Annotated in this window: 13 protein-coding genes and 1 pseudogene; 3 read left to right on the plus strand and 11 right to left on the minus strand. The window is 58.9% G+C overall.

Going from position 1 to position 20,318, the window contains the following annotated elements; translation table 11 throughout:
* Positions 1 to 272 precede the first annotated feature (272 nt).
* From ALO80_RS17130 to ALO80_RS17150, 6 genes and pseudogenes are all read right to left on the minus strand, one after another.
* On the minus strand, positions 273 to 1,310 hold the full coding sequence (locus ALO80_RS17130; protein WP_055009852.1) for an LLM class flavin-dependent oxidoreductase: 1,038 nt from the start codon (positions 1,308 to 1,310) through the stop codon (positions 273 to 275).
* Positions 1,311 to 1,539: 229 nt separating this feature from the next.
* A pseudogene (locus tag ALO80_RS30890) lies at positions 1,540 to 1,685 on the minus strand (fumarate hydratase C-terminal domain-containing protein); the annotation flags it as partial.
* An 88-nt stretch (positions 1,686 to 1,773) separates the two neighbouring features.
* Entirely contained in the window at positions 1,774 to 4,224 is a 2,451-nt protein-coding gene (locus ALO80_RS17135; RefSeq protein ID WP_055009853.1) for an RHS repeat-associated core domain-containing protein, read from the minus strand.
* Positions 4,221 to 6,830 (minus strand): hypothetical protein, encoded by a 2,610-nt coding sequence (locus ALO80_RS17140; RefSeq protein ID WP_055009854.1) that lies wholly within the window; start codon positions 6,828 to 6,830, stop codon positions 4,221 to 4,223. The genes ALO80_RS17135 and ALO80_RS17140 overlap by 4 nt, the downstream gene beginning before the upstream one ends.
* Before the next feature lie 118 nt (positions 6,831 to 6,948).
* Complete coding sequence (locus ALO80_RS17145; RefSeq protein ID WP_055009855.1) at positions 6,949 to 7,971, minus strand: hypothetical protein; 1,023 nt, start codon at positions 7,969 to 7,971, stop codon at positions 6,949 to 6,951.
* 240 nt (positions 7,972 to 8,211) lie between these two features.
* A complete protein-coding gene (locus ALO80_RS17150) occupies positions 8,212 to 8,547 on the minus strand; it encodes a hypothetical protein (protein ID WP_055009856.1) in 336 nt (111 codons plus the stop codon).
* A gap of 323 nt (positions 8,548 to 8,870) precedes the next feature.
* On the opposite strand from ALO80_RS17150, the gene sfnG reads away from it, so the two are divergent.
* Together sfnG and ALO80_RS17160 are read left to right on the plus strand one after the other, a co-directional pair.
* Positions 8,871 to 9,971, plus strand: a complete 1,101-nt coding sequence (gene sfnG, locus ALO80_RS17155; protein ID WP_055009857.1) for a dimethylsulfone monooxygenase SfnG — start codon at positions 8,871 to 8,873, stop codon at positions 9,969 to 9,971.
* Positions 9,972 to 10,304: 333 nt separating this feature from the next.
* The gene (locus ALO80_RS17160; RefSeq protein ID WP_055009858.1) at positions 10,305 to 11,897 is read left to right on the plus strand and encodes a sensor domain-containing diguanylate cyclase; all 1,593 of its coding nucleotides are present in this window, start codon (positions 10,305 to 10,307) and stop codon (positions 11,895 to 11,897) included.
* A 28-nt stretch (positions 11,898 to 11,925) separates the two neighbouring features.
* Here ALO80_RS17160 and ALO80_RS17165 read toward each other — a convergent pair whose 3' ends face one another.
* Positions 11,926 to 15,069, minus strand: a complete 3,144-nt coding sequence (locus ALO80_RS17165) for an efflux RND transporter permease subunit (protein ID WP_055009859.1) — start codon at positions 15,067 to 15,069, stop codon at positions 11,926 to 11,928.
* Between the two features lie 34 nt (positions 15,070 to 15,103).
* Positions 15,104 to 16,264: an efflux RND transporter periplasmic adaptor subunit gene (locus ALO80_RS17170; protein ID WP_055009860.1), complete on the minus strand. Its 1,161-nt coding sequence runs from the start codon at positions 16,262 to 16,264 to the stop codon at positions 15,104 to 15,106.
* Positions 16,265 to 16,444: 180 nt separating this feature from the next.
* On the opposite strand from ALO80_RS17170, the gene ALO80_RS17175 reads away from it, so the two are divergent.
* Complete coding sequence (locus ALO80_RS17175) at positions 16,445 to 17,002, plus strand: TetR/AcrR family transcriptional regulator (RefSeq protein ID WP_055009861.1); 558 nt, start codon at positions 16,445 to 16,447, stop codon at positions 17,000 to 17,002.
* A 15-nt stretch (positions 17,003 to 17,017) separates the two neighbouring features.
* Here the strand turns inward: ALO80_RS17175 and ALO80_RS17180 are convergent, their stop codons facing one another.
* From ALO80_RS17180 to ybtE, 3 genes are read right to left on the minus strand one after another with little or no spacing between them, the layout of a single operon-like run.
* Positions 17,018 to 18,412 carry an isochorismate synthase gene (locus ALO80_RS17180; protein ID WP_055009862.1) on the minus strand — a complete coding sequence of 465 codons (1,395 nt, stop codon included), beginning with the start codon at positions 18,410 to 18,412 and terminating at the stop codon, positions 17,018 to 17,020.
* Entirely contained in the window at positions 18,409 to 18,729 is a 321-nt protein-coding gene (locus ALO80_RS17185; RefSeq protein WP_054988058.1) for an isochorismate lyase, read from the minus strand. Before ALO80_RS17185 ends, ALO80_RS17180 begins: the two co-directional genes overlap by 4 nt.
* A gap of 3 nt (positions 18,730 to 18,732) precedes the next feature.
* A complete protein-coding gene (gene ybtE / locus ALO80_RS17190; RefSeq protein WP_055009863.1) occupies positions 18,733 to 20,313 on the minus strand; it encodes a yersiniabactin biosynthesis salycil-AMP ligase YbtE in 1,581 nt (526 codons plus the stop codon).
* Between the last annotated feature and the right edge of the window lie 5 nt (positions 20,314 to 20,318).

Genomic DNA, 20,318 nt, shown 5'->3' on the forward strand with positions numbered 1-20,318 from the left:
CAGAACCGCCGTGTGACGCGGAGCGTCACGAACTGCATTCCGACGCGGAGCGTCGGCACGATAATCATAATCATCCGTACTTTTAGCCAAACAGCTCTAAAATGCTTTTCAACCGCGATGGCACAGACAGGTGACTTGAGTTGAGTCCCAATCCACCTGGTGTCACAGAATCGCCGTGTGACGCAGAGCGTCACGAACTGCATTCCCACGCGGAGCAGGGAAACGATCAATTCTGAGCAGCATTTTCAGTGCTCCTCAGACAATCTCGACACTCAACGAAACACTGGCACCACGTGCTTGATGAACAGTTCGAGCGACTTTTTCTTCTCGGCGTGCGGCAGGCTGTTGTCGCACCAAAAGCTGAACTCGTCGACACCCAGCGCCTGGTAGTGGCGAATGCGCGGGATGATCTCCTCCGGAGTACCGATCATGGTGTTCTTGCGGATGTTCTCCAGCTCGAACTCCGACCGTTCCTTGAACTTCTCTTCCGGGCTGGGGGCCAGAAAGCCGTTGACCGGCGTCTGTTTGTTGCCAAACCACGCGTCAAAGGTACGGTAGAACTTCGCAATAGCGGTGGCACCCACCTTCCAGCCTTCAGGATCGTCCGCCGCATGCACATGCGTGTGGCGCAGCACCATCAGTTGCGGGCGGGGCACGTCCGGGTTGTTGACCAGCGCCGCTTCGAACTTGTTTTTAAGGTCGACAACTTCCTCATCGCCTTTCATCAATGGCGTGACCATCACGTTACAGCCGTTCTGCACGGCGAAGTTATGCGAATCAGGGTCCCGTGCGGCAATCCACATTGGCGGAGTGTTGATCGGCTTGGGCACCGAGGTCGAAGTGGGGAATTTCCAGATATCACCATCGTGGGCGTAGTCGCCCTGCCACAAGGCACGCACTACCGGCACCATCTCACGCAGCGCCTTGCCGCCTTCGGAGGCTGGCATGCCGCCCGCCATCCGGTCGAACTCCACTTGATAGGCTCCGCGTGCCAGGCCGACTTCCATACGCCCGTTGCTGATCACATCCAGTAACGCGCATTCTCCCGCCACCCGCAAGGGATGCCAGAACGGCGCGATAATGGTGCCCGCGCCCAGATGAATGCGAGTGGTTCTGGCGGCCAGATAGGCCAGCAGCGGCATAGGGCTTGGCGAGATGGTGTATTCCATAGCATGGTGCTCGCCGATCCACACGGTACTGAAGCCACCTTGCTCGGCCATCAGCGTGAGCTCGGTCAGGTCTTCGAAAAGCTGACGATGGCTGACACTTTCATCCCAGCGTTCCATGTGCACGAACAACGAAAACTTCATGACACTTACCTCGCTTAAATCCTGGCGCCTGCACGGGCGTGATGAGTTATTATTGTCTGATGGTATACCGTAATACTTTACGTGCAAGTGTTTTTTGCGCCCGATGTTGTGGCCGCACAAGAAGGCAGCCGAAAGGAAAAACACCTCATGGGGCGGTAATCGTGTTGCAGCTTTAAGCGCACAGCATTACAAGCGCACGTCAGGCTTTGCAGTTTGGCCAGAGACATTTTTATCGGGCTTCCATCGCCAGTCTGGCACTGATCTTCTTCCGCCAGAGGGCGGGACCGGTGATGTGTACCGATTTCGCCCCTTGCTGTCGACAGCGACAGTAACCGGCATGACGTTGACTTTGAATTCGTCGATCGCCTCCATGCCTGGTCAGGGCCGTGAAGGCGAGCGTCTGGTTTTCATGCCATTCGCGTCGCCCTCGGTAACGTCTTTATCTTGTCAGGTGACTGCTGCTTCAGACGGGATAAAACATTTTTGGTACTGCGAGTTCGAACTTGGGTGTGTCGATAAAAGGCCCGCGCTTGTTGGCGAATATCCTTTGCCACGCTGATATTTTCGACAAGGGTGCAGTCGTGCCCTGCATCGTTCTGTATGTACTCAATGGGATTTGCATGGTTGCAATTGTTCCAGGATAGACCTTGCCCGCGTAGGCTTGTACAGGACGCTTAAGCACGTTGGCGACAGTCTGTGCGGCGCCGTTTTCTGCCCCCCAGCAGGAAAGCAGGACGATTTTCTGATTGGCCGGGTAGCCGATTGCGTCCAGTTGAGGTGCAATCAGATTCCTGGCAACGTTTCTTGCCGAGTCGCCCACGCCCTCAGCGTTCATGAGCTTTCCGGTAATACCACCATGGGTCATGAATGCTGCATCGTCGGTGTCCCAGATGCGTTTGATAAAGGCGACACCAGGATCTCTTGCGGTTCTCTCGAAATAAATATCAGCCCTGCCTGAGCTGTATGCCGGCTTGATCGCGACCGACTTTCCGAATGTCGATCCAGCACGTCCGGGCGCGCGGGCCGCTCTGGCTGCCAGTTTGCCCATTATTGCCGGGGTCATCTCCAGTCCGATTCCGGCCAGGCCGGTGCCCAAGGATACCCATCCAAGAATGCTTGCGGCCTTCTGATCGTGGCCCGTAGCTTCCAGCACCATGGAGGCGATGCCGGTGCTCAGAGAAATGGCGCTCAGTGTGGCGGCACCGATCGCCATGGCGCCTGTTGCGCTGAGCGATGAAGCGCCGGCAGCAAACAGCGTGGCCAGGACTGGCGCAGCAGCGCCGAGTGTGGAAATCGTGGCCATTGCACCAATGGCCATACCTATGCCGCTCAGCGCGTAGGTCACCCAGCTATGGCCGTCCGGGTCGATGCGGTTTACCGGATCGCCGCCGCAGTAGGCATAAGGGTTCAGGCCGCCGTGACCGAAAGGACTTGCACTGTCGGGGCTGAGGAAGCACATGAGAACCGGATCGTATGGGCGATAGTCCCCAGGGATATACCAGCCGGTGAAGTCATCGACGCGCTCGCCGGCAAATCCGAACGGGTTGCGAGAATCACGGCGGGGTTCTGCACCATGAGGTGTATAGGTTCGTAAAGGCTCTTCGTCCTGTACGCGCACGCTGCCTTGCGCATCAGTGCCCAGTAGCAAGGTTTCCCGGACAGCGGCACTGAGTCGGCTCAGTGCAAACAATGACTGGCCGTCGCTGATCACAGCGCATGTTTCGCCCTGTCGTTGCTCGTGGGTCATCTGGTTGCTGCTGAAAAAACTGCGCGTCAGGTCGCCAGCGAGCAGGCGGTCGGTGAGGTGCCCCGACGGATCATAGCCATACTCGCAGGCGATGCCGTCGCGGCTGACCGTGACCAGCCGGTCCTGCTCATCCCAGACGAGACGGCGTCCCAGACTGTCCTCGATCACCCGACCACAGGCGTCATAACGCAGGTCTATGCGCAGAGGCCACGATGCGTGAGTGTGCGTGACTTTTATCACCCTGGCCGGGTCGGTCGGGGCATAAGTGAATGCGGCCTCGTCCTGGCTGCCATCGGTGAAATGACTGACTACCTTTTGGTAGCCGTCCAGCGCGTTGAGGGTAAATACCTGCGCCACGATGCGATTGCCGAATGGATCGGCAGGAGCGGCGGCTGGATTGGCGGTGTAGCGGATCAGTCGCCCGCGATCATCGTAGGCAAAAGTTTCCTCGCCACGCTCTTGGCCGTCATCCCATGAGCGCGATGTCATCCGGTCCAGAGAGCAGTAGCCCAAGGCTTGGGTAACCGTGCGGGCAGTGTCCTTGTCGATCACCTTGAAGGTTCGCGTGTGTTCGCGCCCCATTACGTCGTAGGTAAAGGTCTTGATCAGTTGTTTGCCACTGTCGGTATCACGCGTAACGACCGTGGCGGGGCGTGAAAAGTCGTCGTAGCCAAAGACGGTCTCAAGCGCCCCGACGTTCAATTGCTGCAATCGACCTACGCCATCGTAATGGCGTTCGTGGGTATTGCCTGTGGCGTCGTCGAAACCGAGTAGCAGGCCATTGAGCGAATACCGCCAGTGGGTAATGTGTTGCTGATCATCGACTGTCCAGACATCGCTTTCGGGATGACCGCTGGGGGTGTAGCTCCATTGCTGCCGCCCCAGCCCTCCTGTGGCACTGGTCGGCTGAGCCAGACGCGGGTGATAGCTGATTTCATCGGGTGTCTGGCCAGCAAGCTGCGTACCGAGCAATTGGTTACCCAGTTGAGGTTCGTAGATGAATGCGAGCCGTTTACCATCGGCCAACGTGTTGGCAGCAGGTGGTAGCTGTCCGGCCTGGTAATGAAACCGGGTGACACGTCCCCCCGTTTCGACGGTGAGCTGACGGCCCAGTCCATCGAACGACTGGCGTCCGATAACCATTGGAGTGGTGCTGGAGGTGGTCATGCTGATGCCTCCGTGGCGGGCGTGACGATAACTGTTTCGGGGTGGTGGCCATCGCTGTGCGGGGCAAATGTCCAATTGATGATCGTGCCGTCCGGCAAATGACGTTCGATGACGCGTGAATAGGCGTCAAAGCGCGATCCGGTGACGATATCCGCCTGGCCATGCACTTTGACGCGCTCTTCGATCACACGGTCCAGGCCGTCGCGAATCAGCACCGTGGTGCGGACCAGATGGTCGTTCTGGTCATACAGCTGTTGCTCTACAGGAGTTGTGGCGATATTGCTCAGGGTTACACTGCGCGGGCTTCGTTGCTGCGCAGACTGTTGCCATTGCTCGGTGCGCAGCGAGACCGGGTCGTGCCGGGTGTGTGCCACGACCCCGTCGGCTGTCTCGATGCATGACACACTGCCCCAGTCGTCATAACGAATGGCAGTGGTAGACTTCAGCGGCGTTTCGCTGCCGGGCAGCCAATCCTGGGCTAACTGGAGAACCGGGCGACCCAAGGCGTCGTATACAGTGTGCGCGATCTTGCGGAACGTCCCTGGGGCCTGGTCGATGTCGTCCAGTTCGACGCACACCACTCGTCCTTCGCCATCGAGCCAATTGCGCTTGCGTTGGCCGGTGACATCAGTCTGTTCGACCATGACGGGGTTGATCGCTTCATCCGCACGAAAAGTAAGCGCCACGGCGTCGCCTACGTGGTAGGCCGCGGTGGTGACCGCCTCGAAGTCGCTGCCCTGGGCGACGATCTTTCGGTTGATGCGGCCAAGCAGGTCGTATTCGTAACAGGTACGTACGCCTGATTCACTTTGCTCCAGCGTTGTAAGGCCGGTGATGAGTGATTGGCAACTGCTGCTGACGGAGCGGTTTTGCTCGTTTTTTTCAAAGCCTTCAACGGACACGTAGGTAACCCGTTGGTCCCCGTCGATTTCATAACGGTACGTAGTGATGGTATCCAGACCATTGAGCGTGTTGACCGAGCTGGCAAGGCTGCCATAGCAGGCGTTGCGGGCGGACACGTAGTGCTGGCGAGTGGTTTCCAGCAAGCGGTCGCGGGTAACGTCACGGGCTTGTTCGCTGACCACGATCGACTGCGACAGTCCGTCTTCCAGCAGCGACTCGAGCGCTTCGTAAGTGTACGCGATGGAGATGACTGAGGCCTGGTTCGCCGTATTCTGGTGGACAGGAGCCGGAACGATGGTTTTACTTTTCAAATACCTGACCATACCCAGCGCATCGGCAGGGCAGCCCTCGGCACCTTGTGCCGGGTAATACTCGCTGTGCTCCTGTACCCCGGTCGCATAACGGGTGTGCGTGACGTTGCCGTACTCGTCGTACCGGTACTCGGTCTGTTCGCTGCGGCGGGCATTGTCGTGGGCATGGTCGATATACGTGGTGATCGTGTTGTGCGGCAACTGGCACCAGGCCGGTTGCTGCTCCCATGTCAGCGCGGGATCGATGCCATAGAGGGTTTCGATCTGCACTTCGCAGTCTCCCTTCAGCGAAGTTTCCAGAGTCAGCAGGTGAAACCTGTTCCAGGTCCGGGTAATGGTCGCCAACAGCTGATTGTCGCTGTCGTGCTGGGTTTCGATGAGTTCATACTCATAATCGCGCTCGACCTGATAGAGGTTGTCCTCCCCGTGTTTCCAGTCGAAGCCCTGATCGCTGCCGAAACCGAGAAAGTTATGATCGCCGATCCATTGATAGGCACGATGCAGTTCACCTGCGCCTCCGGCAGAATGGGTCCAGGTCGCGACGCGCGGCAAATGCCGAAACGGTGCGGCTTCCGGCAGTTGATGCCCGTTTTCTCCAGTAGCCCAGTGGACGATATCCACGGCTCCCAAGGGCCCGGAAACCTCCACGGGAAATAGCAACTCAGCACCAGGGGCAACCGGTTGAGCCTGATAGCTGAACGAGAATGCTCGGTCGATTTCAGGCAGATAAACCTCGTTGAGCTGATCATTGCTCAGCATCAGGCGCAGGGCGGTGCAGGTATGGTCACTGTCCGGGTGGCTGATGAAGTGCACTTCGCCGTTTTTACTGACGACCTGCATCAAGGTTCCGTTTTCGTCACGAATAGTGTCGACGATGCACTGGCTCTCGCCGAACGGCATCCAGTCGATGAACAGGCGACGACCTTCCGGGCTGCGCATTTCGCTGAGCAGATAGTTGCCGCTGTCCTGTCGGGTGAGTATTTCGCTGTTTCCGGATTTCAGATCCACTCTGAAGGTGTTTTCGGCGGTCCGAATGACCCGCATGGCGCGCAGTTTGTAGTCGAGAAACGCCAATTCCCCGCCGATGTTCAGGTCGGAGTTTGCCCAGTCCACTGCAAATTGCTCCCCCGATACCAAACGCAACATGGGGGCGTCTGGATTGAGGTTCAGCTCGGACAGGTTCAGCGACCAACCCAGACCGAACCCCCGGTTTTGTGTCGAGCCCAGTGGGCTGAAGGCCAATGTCGGGGTAAGGGAAGGGCCTGCCAGATGATTGGCGGGTGCCAGTGGCAGGCTCATTGCCAACGTGAACTGCCCGGTACGTGGATCAACACCTGTTTTAACGAAGCCCAGAAAGTTGCTGGCCTGGGAATGGATTTGCTGAGTTGACATGGTTCACCTATATGCAGTCGCTGCACTAAAAGCGCGCAGTGATGAATGCACCGCCAGTGCGTGTCGTAGACGCATCAGGCGGCGGCATGATTTCCATACTATTAGCGTGCTTGTGGATTCAGTCGTAGCGTTTGAACGCTATGGTGTTGCCACTATCACCCTGAGTCAGCTCAATACGTGTTTCATTACCATACGGGTCCAGTAATCCCCATCGGCTTTGTTGACGATATTCGTTTGGCGGGTTTTCAAAAGGACCGTAGTACGTCTTGGCTCGAACAAAGTTCATATGGCCCGGTTTATTATTTACGGTAATGGTGCTGTCTTTAATTCTGAGCGTTAGCGCGGTGCCCATTTCAATCGCATAGTGAATGTAATAAAAACGGTAGTCTGTCCCCGTGACGGATGTCTGCCGTGAATAACAGTCACTGTAATAGCTGTGGTGCCGTGGTGTCTGCTCACCACCGGATGGACTGACTTGTGCAGCGGAGGGCCATCGCGATTTTCTGCGCCTGCCGGCCTGAGTTGACCAGACGTCTATGCCCGACCAGACCGGGTCGTACGGGATCGACTTAATGATTCGGCGGCCAGGGGCTTTGAATGTCAGGTAATAGATATCTATGTCAGTATCATGTTTGGATACCGTGTCCTCACGGGTGAGAACAAAGTCCTCGTGTTCGTAGCGCAAAGGAGTAAGCGATTCGATGATGATCGAAGAATTGAAAGCGCCCCCGTCAGTAACATGGTGAGTGTCTGCGTTCTTCGAGATACGGGCATAGACCCTGTCCAGCGAGCCGCCGACCCGGGAAGAGGAGATGTAAAAGCGTTGGCGAAGAACGGCGCCTTTTAGTTCCAGGTGAGCAAGCGGGGCAGAACCGGACGCGGCATAGTAGTCAAAAAGTGTATCTCTGGTCCGGGACACGCGAAGTTCATGGGTCAGCTCTCGATAAACCCCGTCATCGTCCAGGGTGACCAGCGTGATGGAGTTGAGTTGCTCGGTTGTGATCGTTCCATTTCCACGAGGCGAGACAGAGACTGTGGCCTCAAGCTGCTGTCTGCCATTACCGAAAACGCGGTTGGCGTTGGAGGTGACTTCTATTTTGAATTGACTGAGCCAGGTATTGGCCGTGTTGGAGATATTCATGATTCCATCCTTGGTTATGAATGGAATCGATTTAAGTACAGCTCGGCAACCGATCGGGTGTAAATATGTATTGCGTTTCGGCAGGTTTGTTACAAAAGGTTCAGGGCTTTCCGGTTGCACTGCCGGTTCATGGCGGCGCTTAAATACAAATCCGCCTAAGTGAACGGTATTGCCTCATGGAAGTGCTTTCGGGCGCAGTGCATTCAGTCAGGGTTATCGATGTACCGGGTCAGGGCGAGATCAGCTGCACGCTTCTGACTCGATGTAGTCGGCTGTGGAATCGCGAATCACTGGCCCCATGCCGCTGACGGCGCGGGCCTGCTCCATGATCTCAAGAGTAGAACCGGTGCCCACCAGGTTCACCGTGTGATTGGTGCAGTTGTAGACGCGCTTGGAGTAGATCACCCCAAGCAGGCCGTCGCGCCGAGTGATCACTACTCGTTCTTTCGCGTTGCCGCTTTTCTCGACCAGCGCGTGCTGCCCGGTGGGATCATGAGGTACGGATATGGTTTTGCCTTCGGCATGCGCCGACAGTGCGGGGATCATCAAGGCCAGAAAACAGGCATGCAATTTCATCGGTGCTCCTGCGGATGAATGCGGTTTCATTGGATCCAAAATTTACTCTGGTCAAGCGATTCTGAATAGCGGAGCAGAATGCCTTCCGTCGGTTTGTCTTTGCCGAGATAAGGTGACACGCGTGTCAGCGGATCGAGCAGGGCTGTTGCCCTGCCAACAGTGCTTCTACACCTTGCCGATGTACGGACAGTTGACGCTGCGAGACAGCCACGCTAACTGATTGATGCATATACATTTAATCATCTGGCACGGTTGCTGCTCTGCAGTTCTGCAAGCCCGTTCGACTAATGCGCTCGGGAAGCCGCAGTCAGAGGAGTGCCGATATGAGCCAATCTTCCATTAAATTTGCGTACTGGGTGCCGAACGTCAGCGGTGGCCTGGTCGTCAGCAAGATCGAACAGCGCACCAGCTGGACAATCGACTACAACCGCAAGCTGGCACAGATAGCCGAGCGGTCCGGCTTCGAGTATGCACTGACGCAAATCCGCTTCACCGCGGGTTATGGTGCCGAATTCCAGCACGAATCCGTGGCATTCAGCCATGCGTTGTTGGCGGCCACCGAAAAGCTCAAGGTAATTGCGGCGATATTGCCCGGGCCGTGGACGCCATCGGTTGCCGCCAAGCAACTGGCGACCATTGACCAGCTAACGGCCGGGCGCGTGGCGGTCAATATCGTCAGTGGTTGGTTCAAGGGCGAGTTTCAGGCCGTCGGTGAACCCTGGCTGGAGCACGACGAGCGCTATCGGCGTTCCGAAGAGTTCATACGCGCCCTCAAGGGCATCTGGACCACCGACAATTTTACGTTCAAGGGCGACTTCTACCGCTTTCACGATTACACCCTCAAGCCCAAGCCGATCCAGCGTCCTCATCCCGAGATATTTCAGGGTGGCAGCTCGCGCGCTGCGCGGGACATGGCAGCCCGGGTTTCGGATTGGTACTTCACCAACGGCAATACGGTGGAAGGCATCAAGGCACAGGTTGATGACATCCGGGCGAAGGCGGCCGCAAACGGCCATTCGGTAAAGATCGGCGTCAATGCTTTCATCATCGCCAGGGATAGCGAAGAAGAGGCACGTGCCGTGCTGGCCGAGATCGTCGACAAGGCCGATCCGGAGGCCGTGAATGCGTTTGGTGATGCCGCGAAACAGGCCGGCAAGGCCAGCCCGGAAGGCGAGGGTAACTGGGCCAAATCCACTTTTCAGGATCTGGTCCAGTACAACGATGGCTTCAAGACCAATCTGATCGGCACGCCACGCCAGATTGCAGAGCGCATTGTCGAACTCAAGTCCGTGGGCGTCGACCTGGTGCTTTCCGCATTCCTGCACTTTCAGGAAGAGGTCGCCTATTTCGGCGAGCATGTACTGCCTTTGGTGCGTGAGCTGGAAGCCGCAACACTGCGCAAACCCGTCGCTGCCACAGCCTGAGGCCGACGCACTCATATAACCTGTCGTGCCCGGTAAGCGAGCCTCGCTTACCGCTCCAGCAAAAACAGCCCCTTCAGAAAATCAGGTGCCACTGTGATCCAGTGCGCGCCTGCCTGCGTATGTTGAACCCCAATCAACCAATAGATCGCTGTGCGTGGCATTATGATGTCACTCTCTGGCATGCTTTATCGATGTCAGACCTTCAGGTATGGCCGAGCGCTTGCCGACAATGGCAGTTGATAGCGAAAAGGATTGTCGATGGCCCCTGAGCAATCAGGTGCGGTTTTCAGTAAAACCAGATGCACTGGTTCTCACCTGTTGTGGAGGCAAGTTTTGAAACGCGACCTTCGGCTTGCGTCATGGCTGATCTTCGTAGTGTGCGCCTGCGTGGTGATGTTGATGGCCTGGCAAGCATGGACCGCGCGCCGCAACACGCTGGAGAACATCCAGACCAGTACGATCAATCTGGCTGGGGCGCTGAGCACTTACACAGACGGCATTTTCAAACAAAGCGAGCTGATGCTGATCGGCCTGACGGAGCGCGTCGAAAAAGACGGTGCCGGGCCGGAGCAGATCGAGCGCCTCAGGTGGGTCATTGCCCGAGAAATGGGCGCGCTGCCGCAAATCGATACCGTTTCGCTGTACAACGCCGACGGGATTTGCACCTTTTCAACCAATCCCAAGGCTGTTGGCGTTAACAGTGCCCAGCGCGAGTTCTTCCAGCATCACTTGCAGAATGCTGGCAAGGCACCTTACATCGGTCCGACAATTCGCAGCCGCGCCTCCGGCAAATGGGTCATATCGGTCAGCAGGCGCATCAACCACCCTGATTCGAGTTTTGCCGGGTTGATGGTCGTGACCATCGGTGTCGATCACCTGTTGAAGTTCTATTCGGATATTCAGATTGGAAAAACCGGTGTCATCAGCCTGACGTCCACAGCTGGACAATTACGTGTCCGCTATCCCCACCTGGAAGCTGAAATCGGCCGTGACCTTTCATCCACGCCGATTTTTACCTCTGAACACAGCCGGCCCTTCGGCACCACTCAGTTCGTTTCCAGAATCGACGGTGTTGCCCGTTTTTATGCATTCAAGCGCAGCGACGTGTACCCGATTGTCACGGTGGTCGCGCTGGGTCAGAAAGAGGCCATGCTCGACTGGCTGGGCCAGACCAGACAGTCGATTCTGGTCATGCTGGTGCTGCTCGGGCTGGTGGTAGGCCTCGGCATCCGCTTGATCGGGCACATACATAGCCGCATAAGGGCGGAAGACCAACTGCTTGACTCCCAGGCAGCCCTCATCCAGTTGAATCAGCATCTGGAGTTCATTGCTTCTGAAGACAAGCTCACCGGGCTGGCCAATCGCAGACGTTTCGATCAATTTCTGGAAGTCGAATTCAAGCGCGCCAGGCGTGAGCGTAGCCTGTTGTCACTGATACTGATCGATGCCGATCACTTCAAACGCTACAACGATCACTACGGTCATCTGGCCGGTGACGAGTGCCTGGTGGCTCTTGCCCGCGTGGTCGAGCAATGCATCCGCCGCCCCGGTGATGTTGCCGCCCGCTACGGCGGTGAAGAGATCGCGGTGGTGCTGCCCGGCAGCGATGAGTCGAGTGCTCGTCAGGTTGCCGAGAACATTCTGCATGCTATTCGTAATGAGCGGATCGAGCACCCTGCCAGCCCGTTCGGCATCGTCACGGTCAGCCTCGGTGTGGCCACATTCATCGGCACTGATCGGCAACTCGACCAGCGCGGCCTGATCGAGCTTGCCGACCGTGCGCTGTATGGTGCCAAGTCACAGGGCCGCAACCGGGTGAATGTGGCATCGGAAATAGCGACCAGCACACTACCGGCCTGGACCCGCGTCAAGGCATCGTCAGACCGGCCATCCGGCCCCGGGCCAACAGCGGACCGACGGGACTGATGCCGTCGGCCCGACGTCTGAACGACTTTTACGGCTTCTGAGCCAGATGTGCATCGTCGGCAACCTGCTGCACATGTGGCTTGCGACGCAGCACTGACAGGAGCCAGACGAAGAATATCGGCACCAGAATAACGCCCAGCAACGTGGCGCTGAGCATGCCGCCGATAACGCCGGTGCCGATCGCACGCTGGCTCGCGGCACCTGCGCCGGTGGCGAGGGTCAGGGGCACAACGCCGAGGATGAAAGCCAGTGAGGTCATGACAATCGGCCGAAAACGCAGCCGCGCAGCCTGAAGTGCAGCGTCACGCAGCGAATGGCCTTGATCCCATAGCTCTTTGGCGAATTCGACGATGAGAATCGCGTTTTTCGCTGCCAGACCAATGATGGTGATCAATCCGACCTTGAAATACACGTCGTTGGGCATGCCCACGGCGGTGACTGCCAGCACCGAACCCAGTGCACCGACGGGCACGATCAGCATCACTACCAGTGGGATGGCCCAGCTTTCATACAGTGCGACCAACAGCAGGAACACCACCACCAGAGCGAGGGCGAACAACCCGGTGGCCTGGCCACTGGCGACCTTCTCCTGATAGGAGAGGCCGGTCCATTCGTAACCGATGCCTTGCGGCAGTTCGGATACGATCCGCTCGATTTCCGCCATCGCCTCGCCGGTGCTGACACCGGGCGGAGCGTCGCCAGCGATCTTGAACGTGGGGTAACCGTTGTAACGGGCGATCTGCACCGGGCCTTCCTCCCAGTGCGTCGAAACGAATGCACCCAGCGGCACCAGCGTGCCGCTGCTGTTGGGTACGTAGAGTTTGAGCACGCTTTCCGGGGTCATCCGCGAACTCTGCTCGGCCTGCACCACCACCCGCTGCTGACGTCCGGCATTGGCAAAATCGCTGATAACCGAAGAGCCGAACGCCGTGGACAGCGCATTGCTGATCGATTCGAAACTGACACCAAGCGCACGGGCTTTTTCGCGGTCGATGTTCAGGCGCAATTGTGGTGCCTCGGCCAGGCCTTCCATCATGGCGTAGAGAATCTTCGGGTTGCCATTGGCTTTGCCCAGCAGTTCGTTGCGCGCCGCCAGCAACGCTTCACGACCGAGCCCTGCACGGTCCTGCAAGCGCAGTGCGAAGCCGCCGGAGGTCCCCAAGCCTTCGATAGGCGGTGGTGTCACCGCCATCACCGTGCCGTCGGCAAGCCCGGCAAAGTGTTGGTTGAAGGCCGCCGCTTCTGCACCCGCCGACTGGTCCTTGCCACGCTCCGACCAGTCTTTGAGGGTCGGGAACGCCAGACCTGCGTTTTCACCCATGCCGGAGAAACTGAACCCCAGCAGCATGGTCACTGCACCGGTTGCCTCGCGTGACAGCATGTAGTTTTCCAGCAACTGCGCGGTGGCGTCGGTACGCGACCGGGTCGCCCCTGGAGGCAGTTGCACGTCGATGATCAGATAGCCCTGATCTTCCACGGGTACAAATGACTCTGGCAGGCGCAGGTAGAAGAAGCCCAGCAGGCCGACGATACCGATGTACAGGAGCATGTAACGCCCGGCGCGTTTGATCATGCTGGAGCTGACGCGCTCGTAACGGTCGGTGAATGCACCGAACAGGCGATTGAATCCGCCGAAGAAACCGCGCTTCTCATGGTGACCGGCCGGGATGGGCTTGAGCAGTGTGGCACACAGCGCCGGGGTAAAAGTGAGGGCAAGAAAGCCCGAGAACAGAATCGACACAGCCAGTGACAGCGAGAACTGCTGGTAGATCACCCCGACCGAGCCCCCCATGAACGCCAACGGCAGAAACACCGCGGCCAGTACCAGCGTAATACCGAAAATCGCCCCGGAGACCTGCTGCATTGCCTTGACCGTTGCGGCTGCCGGTGAAAGTCCTTCTTCGGCCATGATCCGCTCGACGTTCTCTACCACCACAATCGCATCGTCGACCAGAATACCGATGGCCAGCACCATGCCGAACATGGTCATCATGTTCACCGAGAAGCCCAGCAGGTACATGATCGCCAGGGTCCCGGCCAGGCACACCGGCACCACGATGGTCGGGATAAGCGTGTAGCGGATGTTCTGCAGAAACAGGAACATCACCAGAAAGACTAGCACCATGGCTTCGATCAGGGTGTAGATCACCTTGTCGATGGCCACATCGACAAAGCGCGAGGTGTCGTACGGCACCGAAAACTCGACGCCTTCCGGGAAGTTGGCTGACAGCTCGGTGAGCCGCTGCTTGACCGCTTTGACGGTCTCGATCGCGTTGGCGCCCGGTGACAGTTGCACCGCACCGGCCACGGCGCGTTGGCCGTTCAGACGTGATTCGAAACTGTAATCCTGGCTCCCGACAGCCACCCGCGCCACATCGGACAAATGCACCGCTGAGCCGTCTTCATTGGCGCGCAGGACGATGCGACCGAACTCTTCCGGGTTGTCCAGCGTACCTTTGACTGCCAGGGTTGCGGTCAGCTCCTGCAACGACGAGCCGGGGCTGCTGCCGAAACTGCCTGCAGGGACCTGTACGTTTTGCGCCCGTATGGCAGCATTTACATCGTCGATGGACAGCCCGAAACCGACCAGCTTCTGCGGATCGATCCAGACCCGCATCGCCGCTTCGGCGGCGAAGAATTGCAGCCTGCCGACACCGTTCACTCGGCTGATTTCATTGTTAACGTTGCGCGCGGCATAGTCGGCCAGTGCGACCGTGTCCTTGTCGGCCGAGTTGCCTGTGTAGTTGAGGGTGAAGATCATCAGGAACCCGGAACTGGCCTGTTCGACTTGCAGCCCCTGACTGAGCACGGTCTGCGGCAGCCGCGCTTCGGCTTTCTTGATACGGTTCTGGACTTCGACCTGGGCCATGTCCGGGTTGGTACCCGGTACAAATGTCACGTTGATCTCGGCGCTGCCGGTCGAGTTGCTGGTCGACTCGTAATACAGCATCCCCTTGGCACCGTTCAGCTCTTCCTCAATGACACTGGTCACTGAATCGACCAGCACTTTCGCGGATGCGCCGGGGTAGGTGGCAGTGATGGTGATCTGCGGCGGCGCGACGTCCGGGTATTGCGCCACCGGCAAGGCGGGCAGGGCCATCAGGCCGGCCAGCAGAATGAACAGGGCCAGTACCCAGGCAAAGTTGGGTCGTTTGATAAAAAACAGAGACATGGACGGTGATCCTCGATCGCGCTGAAGGCGGCTTTTATTGCGCTTTGGCCTGCTGTTGAGCGGATGGCGATCTGGGGGCGACCTTGTCACCGGGATTGAGCCCGGTCATGTTGCCGACGATGACCTGTTCACCGGCCTTCAGACCCTCGGTGATCTGCCAGCGCGAATTCTGCATCGCGCCGGTTTTGACCGGGCGGGCTTCGACCGTGCCGTCCCGGGCAATCACCAGCACGCGTGCTGCGCCGTCGCTGGAGCGCTGGACCGCCCGCTGGGGCACCAGAATGGCATTGCTGTCGACACGTTGCGGTGTGCGCACCCGCACATACATGCCCGGCAACAATACCGCTCCCGGGTTGGCAAAACGGGCCCGCAACAAGACCTGGCCGGTCGTTCGGTCGACGGCGACATCGGTAAACAGCAGGGTGCCGGTGCTCTGATAATCGCTGCCGTCGACGCTCAGCGACAACGCGCCTTCTCCTCCTTTGGGCAAGCGACCTTCCTGGATAGCGGCGCGCATCTGCAAGGCGTCGGCGACTGGCTGGGTAAAATCGGCGTAGACCGGATCGAGTTGCTGAATGGTTGCCAGTAGCGTGGTTTCGCCCTGACCGACCAATGCGCCCTCAGTGACCATTGCGCGGCCTATCCGCCCCGAAATAGGTGCCTTGACCGTGGCGTAGCCAAGGTCCAGCCTGGCCGTTTCCACGTCAGCCTGTGCGGATTTTTTAGCGGCGATGGCGTTTTGCAGTGCGGAGCGGGCGGTGTCGAAGGTCTGGCGACTCACGGCTTCTATTTCCACCAGCGATTCGTAGCGTTTAACCGTGGCCTGTGTCTCGAACAGCGTGGCTTCGGTGCGTGCCAGGTCCCCCTGAGCCTTGGACAGCGCGGCCTTGAACGGTGCCGGGTCGATCTGGAACAGCACCGCACCCGCTTTCACGTCGGCACCTTCCTCGAAGTTGCGGGTCAACACGATACCGGCCACACGGGCACGCACCTGCGCCACACGAACCGGTTCGATACGGCCCGGCAGTTCGTCAACGACGGTGAACGATTCGGCTTTGGTGGTGATGGCTTCCACTTCTTTGGGGGCCGTAGAGGCAGCATGATCCTGCGGCTGTTTCTGTTCGCACCCGGCAAGACCCAATGCGGCCAGCAGTGCTATCGCAGGCATGACACGCCATTCGCTCAAACTACTCATCATTCACCCGGCCGCAGCCCATCAGATGCTAAAGCCGCGAATGATCCACTGTGTACAGGTGTGAGTCAATATTGACTCATGTGAGACTTTAGTGACTAATTGTGTAGGTGCTTTGAGAACTCAGCGATGTTTCTGCACAATGCGCTGCCCGCCACTTATACGAGTTGAAGACGTACCCCAATGGAATTACCTGCTGCTGACGACAAATTTCTGAAGGCCCTGGCCGTTGCGCTGGTTGACCACTCCAACGGTACGCTCAAGGATATCGCTCAGGCGGCTGGTGTAAGCAAAGCGACACTCAACCGCTTTTGCGGTACTCGTGCCAACCTCGTGGAGATGCTGCTCAATCACGCCTCGGACCTGATGAATCAAATGGTCGTCGACGCGGACCTGCAGAACGCTCCACCGCTCGAAGCGTTTCAGCGGCTGGTGGACAACCACCTCATGCACCGCGAAATGCTGGTTTTCCTGGTGTTTCAGTGGCGTCCTGACTCGCTTGACGAAAGCTCCGGCGGTGGCCGCTGGTTGCCTTACTCCGACGCCCTCGACACATTTTTTCTACGCGGCCAGCGCGAAGGGCTGTTCAGAATCGACATCAGTGCCACTGTTCTTACCGAGATGTTCGCGTCGCTGCTGTCCGGCCTGGTCGACGCCGAACGCCGTGGCCGCGTGGCGCGCGCGGGGATGAGCGCGCTGTTGATCCAGTTTTTTCTGCAGGGCGCGGCGTCGGTCAGGTAGGCAGTCTGCGTTCGGTTACATCCATAACGCTTCGTTGGACGACTCCCCCAATGCCTCCCTCATGGTTTGCATTTTCAGATCGCTTTCCCGGTACTCGCTTTCCGGCTCGGAACCGCTGACCAGCCCGCAGCCTGCAAACAGGGTAGCTCTGTGTCCGTTCAGCAATGCCGAGCGCAGGGCGACCGCGAGCTCGCCGTTGCCCTGGTCGTCCAGCCAGCCGATCGGCGCTGCGTACCAGCCTCTGTCGAGTTGTTCATGGCTGCGGATATAGTCCAGCGCCTCACGGCGCGGCAGGCCGCCGACTGCCGGAGTCGGGTGCAGGCTTTGGGCGATCTGCAAAAGGCTGGCATTCGAGGCGAGGGTCGCTTTGACAGGGGTCAGCAGATGCTGGATATGCGGCAATTTGTGCAGTCGAGGCCGGCGGGCAATGTCCAGTTCCAGGCAATGTTCAGCCAGACCCTGTCTGATGCAGTCGATCACCATGGCGTGTTCGCTGTTGTCTTTATCGCTGGCCAGCAGTTGTTCACCCAGGCGCACGTCGTCGGCGCTGGTCGTTCCGCGTGGCGCGGTGCCTGCCAGGGCCATGGTCTGCAATTGGTCGCCTTGCACGGTCAACAGGCATTCAGGCGATGCACCCAGAAAACAACTGCTGCCACGAGCGAACGCGAACAGGTAGGCATTGGGCTGCCTGAGCGTCAGGTATTGCATGACCTGCTCCAGCGGATTGGCCACGGGAACATTCTGAGAGCGGGCCAGGACGACTTTTTTCAGTCCGCCACGATTGATCCGGCCGACCGCGTGAAGCACGTCCTGTTTCCATAGATGGGCCATGGACAAACGCACGAATCGATCCATTGCCCCGGGTCCACCGGGCAAGGGCCGTTGAAGAATGCCAGTCCATTCGTCTGCCAACATTCTGGCCAGTTGCCCGCAATCACTGCGCTCATCAATCAGCACATTGACGATCAGTTGCGTCCGGCCATCGGATTCATGAAGTTCGAAGCGCGGCAGTGTCAATGCCGCCTCGGGAAAGTCGCGCCATAGCCGTGTCGCAGGCTGCCGTCGGTCGAAGGCAAACCCGCCGAACAGGGTAGGGCGATGTTCGCCGTGCACCACCGCAGTCGCTGCCATGTCCCGCCAGCGTTTTTCCAGCGTCTGCCAACTGTCCGCAGGCCCGGCATTGAACTCATGCGCCAGGCCAAGGCCGATACGATAGCGATCCTGTGCCTGCACACGCCACAGGCAAGCCGGTTGAACCTGCTCGCGATTGGCGGCGAATAATCCGAGCGGTTCGACGCAAGGCGAGGGTGTGGAAAACGACGCCAGGATTCGAAGCTGACGGGAGCTGACTTGCGCCCGGGCGGTCTGCAGGCACTCCTGCAGACCGCTGAACGACGGCAGTCGATTCATGACTCATCCTCCGGGTTCAGCAGTTGCCAATGGGTGATCTGCTGGTTGATGAACCAGTGGATCAGATCCTTGAAGAAGTCCTCAGTCTCATCGACGGGCAAGCCGGCATCGCTGGCCCACTGGCGTCGTTCTTCAAGCATTGCGCGCACCCGCTCGGGTGCCGGAATAGCCTGTCGATTGGCCTTGAAGCGGGTAGCGGCCTGCACATAGGTCAGGCGCCGGGCAAGGATGTGCACAATCTGCCGGTCCAGCTCATCAATGCCCTGACGTATATCGCCGAGGTTTTCGCATTCAGGTGCAGACTTCACAACACTCATGGGTTACTCCCGGATTAACTGGGCCAGAACGGCGAGTTGGCGTTTGTCGATCTTGCCCACGGCCGTCAGTGGCCACGCAGCAACCCACTCGAACTGATCAGGCAGGCTGTTTTCGCCCAGCCCGTGCAGATGCAACTGGTCGCGAATGTGCTGCGCTGCACCCGTTGGCTTGTCGCCCAGAATGAACGCGCAGATACGCTCGCCCAGCAGCGAATCCGGCACGGCGATCACCACCGCCGATTCAATGTCAGGCAGGGCAGTAAGGTGATTTTCGATAAGTGCCGCCGAGATCTTTTCACCGCAGCGCTGGATTTGCTCCTTGATACGTCCTTCGACGATCAGGTTGCCGTCCGGCGTCCAGCGCGCAAGGTCTCCGCTGCGGTAGTAGCCCTCGCGGGTGAAACTGCGCGCGTTGTGTTCTGCCGCCTGGTAATACCCGGTAATGGTGTAGGGGCCGCGGGTCAGCAGTTCGCCGGTCTGGCCGGGAGCAACGTCGTGCAGGTCGGCATCGACCAGAAGAACCTCGTCGAACGGCGACAGCGGCCGTCCCTGAGTGTTGAGCACGACCTCCAGCGGATCGTCCGGCCGGGTGTAGCACAGCAGGCCCTCAGCCATGCCGAACACTTGCTGCACTCGGCAGTCCAGTGCCTCGAGTACCTGTGTAGCGAGTGCCGGGTCGAGTCGCGAGCCTCCGACCTGTAGCAGCGTCAGGCTGGACAGGTCGCTGTCTTCCCAGTCGCGTCCCTGAGCCCAGAGCTGCGCCAGCGGCGGAACCAGCGCCACATGGGTGACACCTTCACGCTGTATCAACGGCATGGCCACGTCGCAACTGGCGCTGTCACTCAGCACCACGGTTGCACCTGCGGCCAGGCTGCCAAGCACGCCGGGGCAGGCGAGGGTGAAATTGTGTGCGGTCGGTAGCACCGCCAGGTACACGCTGTCGTTGTCCAGCTCGCAAAGTCTGGCCGAGAGGGAAAAATTGTAGGCGTAGTCGGCATGGCTGCGCGGGATCAGTTTCGGGGTGCCCGTGGTGCCGCCCGAAAGCAGCAGCAGGGCCATGTCGCGCGGGTCTGTCATGGGATCGGCCGGGCAGGGCGCATCCAGCGCCGACATCGCTTTGAACGGTCCTGGTTCGCCGTCGACGATGACATGCATCAGTGAGGGCTGGTGTTCGATAATTTCGGCGGCCATGTCTCGAAAATCGAAGTCCCGAAGGCGATCGGGAATCAGGTAGGCCACCGGCTCGGCCAATCGGCAAAGGGCCGCGATGTCCTCTGCACGCTGGGTGGGCATGGCCAATACGGGCACTGCACCAACCCTCATCGTGGCAAAGAATGCACGGACAAAGCCGACACCGTTGGGCAACTGCAGCATGACCCGGTCACCGGCCGTGATACCCAGCGTTGAAAGGCCCCCGGCCAGACGGTCGACTTGCAGGTCCAGTTGCGCATAGCTCAGGCGCACAGCACCTGCGACCAGCGCGGTACGTGCGCCGTGCTGGCTCGCCCATCGACGCAGGCGTTGCGGGAGGGTCTGATCGGCGAAGGCGTGTAGCGGGTCTGCAAAGAGATGTTCGGTGTGCATGGTGT

The sequence above is a fragment of the Pseudomonas caricapapayae genome, assembly GCF_001400735.1.
Taxonomy (GTDB): domain Bacteria; phylum Pseudomonadota; class Gammaproteobacteria; order Pseudomonadales; family Pseudomonadaceae; genus Aquipseudomonas; species Aquipseudomonas caricapapayae.